Genomic DNA, 3361 nt, shown 5'->3' with positions numbered 1-3361 from the left:
AACGCCTCGTACGCGGTGAGTGCCCGCTGGGCTGCGCACAGCAGCACCACGACGGAGCCCTTCTCCGGACCGGTGTCGCAGACCTGGATGGGAAACCCGTCGACGGTAGTCATCATCGTCGAAGGCACCACAGCAAATTACAGTCAATTGCCCCGCGCGCGGGGCGTTTTCGTGCGGATCGTTAACCGTGTGGCAATTCGAAACGTTCAGGCAACAACGAACTGATGCCCGCACGCGCGACGACGGCCGCGACAATAGAGAACGGTATTCCCCAAAACCCTTGATTGGACGGCATTTTAGGCCCGACAACAACCGTGGTCAGCGCAGCGCTGTCGCGATCGTCGGACGGTGTGGAGGCCCGTCGTCGAGCAATCCGACGACGGCATCGACGTCGAGGTGGGCGTCCAGCAAATCGGCCATCAGATCGAGCTGGGCATCACGTCGCGCGGCCACATTGACGTCGTCGGCTACCACGAATCCATCCCGGCCCGCCGCGGCCGCAGCGTCGGCCAACCAATGCCGGCGGAAGTCGTCGTTGTCGAACAAGCCGTGCCAATGCGTCCCGAATACCGGACCGTGGCGATAGCCCTCCGGACATCCGTCCAGCTCGAACCAGGAGTCCTCCGCGCAGCGGGCCACCCGTCCATGACGGATCTCGTAGCCGTGCAGAAGTCCCTCCCGACGGCGCAGGATCTTGTCGGGCGCGAACACGATGTCGGCGTCCAGCAGGTCCATCGCCTGGACCCGGCCGGACCGGCTTTCGACCGCGTCGTCGATGCAACGGCACAGCATCTGGAAGCCACCGCAGATGCCCAGCACGGCACGGCCCGAGGCGGCATGCGCTCTAATGGCCCGGTCCAGCCCGCGTTCGCGCAGCCAGCCCAGGTCGGCGACGGTGGACTTGGTGCCCGGCAGCACGATCACGTCCGTATCGGCCAGGTCGGCGGGTTCTCGCGCCCAGCGCACCAGCACGCCGGGTTCACAGGCCAGCGCTTCGACGTCGGTGGAGTTGGAGATCCGCGGCAACCGCAGCACCGCGACCCGAAGCCACTGAGAGCCGCGGGGTGCTTGCGGTGTGCCCAGCACGCGGTGAGCCAGCACCGGGACCGCGTCCTCGGTGTCGAGCCACAGGTCGTCGGTGTAGGGCAGCACTCCGTAGCTGGGACGCCCGCTGAGTTCGGCGAGCTGGTGCAGCCCGGGCTCCAGCAGTGCGACGTCGCCGCGGAATTTGTTCACGATGAATCCGGCGATGAGTGCCTGGTCGTCGGGGTCGAGCACCGCCACCGTCCCGAACAGATGCGCGAGCAACCCGCCGCGGTCGATGTCGCCGACGATGACCACCGGCAGATTCGCTGCGCGGGCCAGACCCATGTTCACCAAGTCCGTTGCCCGCAAGTTGATTTCGGCCGGCGAACCGGCGCCCTCGCAGATCACCGCGTCGAATTCGGTTCGCAGTTGCGCCAATTCGTCCTGCACGACGGCCGACAGCTTGTTGCGATCCGACCAGTACTCGGCCGCAGTGACCGGTCCCACGGCCTGTCCTCTGATCACCAGCTGTGAGGTCGTGTCGCTGCCGGGCTTGAGCAGAATCGGGTTGAACCGCACGCTGGGCGTCAGCCCGGCGGCGCGGGCCTGCATTGCCTGGGCCCGGCCGATCTCACCGCCCTCGACGGTGACAGCGGAGTTGTTCGACATGTTCTGCGCCTTGAACGGCGCGACCTGAATTCCTTTGCGTACCAGTAACCGGCAGAGTCCGGCGACCACCATCGATTTGCCCGCGTCGGACGTGGTGCCGGCGACCAGCAGCGCGCCACTCACCTTTCTGCGGCGAGCAGACACAGAATCGCACTGCCCGCGGCCCGATCGTGCGAGTTTGCGTCTGCTCGCGCCAGGAACGTCACGGCAGGGTGAGGATTTCCGCGCCGGACTCGGTGACCAGCAGGGTGTGCTCGAATTGCGCGGTCCATTTGCGGTCTTTGGTGACCACCGTCCAGTCGTCGTCCCAGATTTCGTAGTCCAGCGCCCCGAGGTTGATCATCGGTTCGATGGTGAACGTCATCCCCGGCTCGAGGATGGTGGCGACGGCCGGCTGGTCGTAGTGCAGCACGACGAGCCCATTGTGGAAGGTGGTGCCGATGCCGTGGCCGGTGAAGTCGCGAACCACGTTGTAGCCGAACCGGTTTGCATACGATTCGATGACCCGGCCGACCACCGACAGTGCTCGACCCGGTTTGACGGCCTTGATCGCCCGAATGGTCGCCTCGTGGGTGCGCTCGACGAGCAGGCGGTGTTCCTCGGAGACGTCGCCGGCCAGGAACGTGGCGTTGGTGTCACCGTGTACACCGTCGATGTAGGCGGTCACGTCGATGTTGACGATGTCGCCGTCTTCGATCACCGTCGAGTCGGGGATGCCGTGGCAGATGACTTCGTTCAGCGAGGTGCAGCACGACTTGGGATAACCCTTGTAGCCCAACGTCGATGGATAGGCGCCATGGTCGATCATGTAGTCGTGCGCGATGCGGTCCAACGCGTCGGTCGTCACGCCGGGTGCGACGGCCTTGCCCGCCTCTGCGAGCGCGTTGGCAGCGATTCGCCCGGCGATCCGCATCTTCTCGATCACCTCGGGCGTCTGCACCCATGGCTCGGTGCCCTCCCGCGCTGTCGGCTTGCCGACGTATTCCGGGCGTGGGATGGATTTCGGCACCGGCAGCGTCGGCGAGACGACGCCGGTGGACAGGGCGGAACGAACAGGCATGCTGCCCAGGGTATCGGTACTGCGTAGGGTCAAGCACGTCCACGGCGGCGCACGAGCGAGCGGCGCGGACCTTTGATCTTGACCGAGCCGCACACCACCCGCCCGGTCAGCACCACATGCGGCGTGCCCTCAGCCGGGGCGATCTTGCGCCGGTCGCTGGCGCTGCCGCCGTACACCTCGACGTCGTCAATCGACGCGCTGGCGCCGTCGGGCAACCGGATCTCCACCGACCCGAACCGCATGTCGAGTTCGATGACGACAACCGGCCCAGCGAATCGGGCCTTGACCAGATCCAGCTCGACCGAGCCCATCCGGCGCACCAAGGCCAGCCGGGTGGGCACCATCCATTCCCCGTGCCGCTTGAGCGATCCGGCCCAGCCACGCAACTCGACCCGGTCGGCGGCGGAGGTGACGATCGCCCCCGGGCCGGGGAGGTCGCCCACGAGGCTGTCCAAATCATTGTGGGTCCGGGCATAGGACACCTGCGATGAGCGTTCCTCGAACTCGGTGATGTCGATCAGCCCGAGCGCGACCGCGTTGTGCAGGCGGCGCAGCGTGCCGTTTCGGTCGGCATCGGATACCCGCAGCTCGGACAGTTCGTTTGGG

Annotated in this window: 3 protein-coding genes; all 3 read right to left on the bottom strand. The window is 66.3% G+C overall.

Going from position 1 to position 3361, the window contains the following annotated elements; genetic code table 11:
• Positions 1 to 318: 318 nt before the first annotated feature.
• The 3 genes from VGG53_RS00705 to VGG53_RS00695 all read right to left on the bottom strand — a co-directional run bounded on the left by VGG53_RS00705 (position 319) and on the right by VGG53_RS00695 (position 3351).
• Complete coding sequence (locus tag VGG53_RS00705; RefSeq protein WP_331516029.1) at positions 319 to 1818, bottom strand: cobyric acid synthase; 1500 nt, start codon at positions 1816 to 1818, stop codon at positions 319 to 321.
• Between the two features lie 79 nt (positions 1819 to 1897).
• The gene (map, locus tag VGG53_RS00700; RefSeq protein ID WP_331516028.1) at positions 1898 to 2755 is read right to left on the bottom strand and encodes a type I methionyl aminopeptidase; all 858 of its coding nucleotides are present in this window, start codon (positions 2753 to 2755) and stop codon (positions 1898 to 1900) included.
• Between the two features lie 29 nt (positions 2756 to 2784).
• Positions 2785 to 3351 carry a DUF1707 domain-containing protein gene (locus VGG53_RS00695; protein WP_331516031.1) on the bottom strand — a complete coding sequence of 189 codons (567 nt, stop codon included), beginning with the start codon at positions 3349 to 3351 and terminating at the stop codon, positions 2785 to 2787.
• Positions 3352 to 3361: the final 10 nt, after the last annotated feature.

It is taken from the genome of Mycobacterium sp. (genome assembly GCF_036490025.1).
GTDB lineage: Bacteria > Actinomycetota > Actinomycetes > Mycobacteriales > Mycobacteriaceae > Mycobacterium.
Note: the sequence above shows the minus strand (reverse complement) of the source record. Positions and strands in the feature narration are given on the sequence as shown.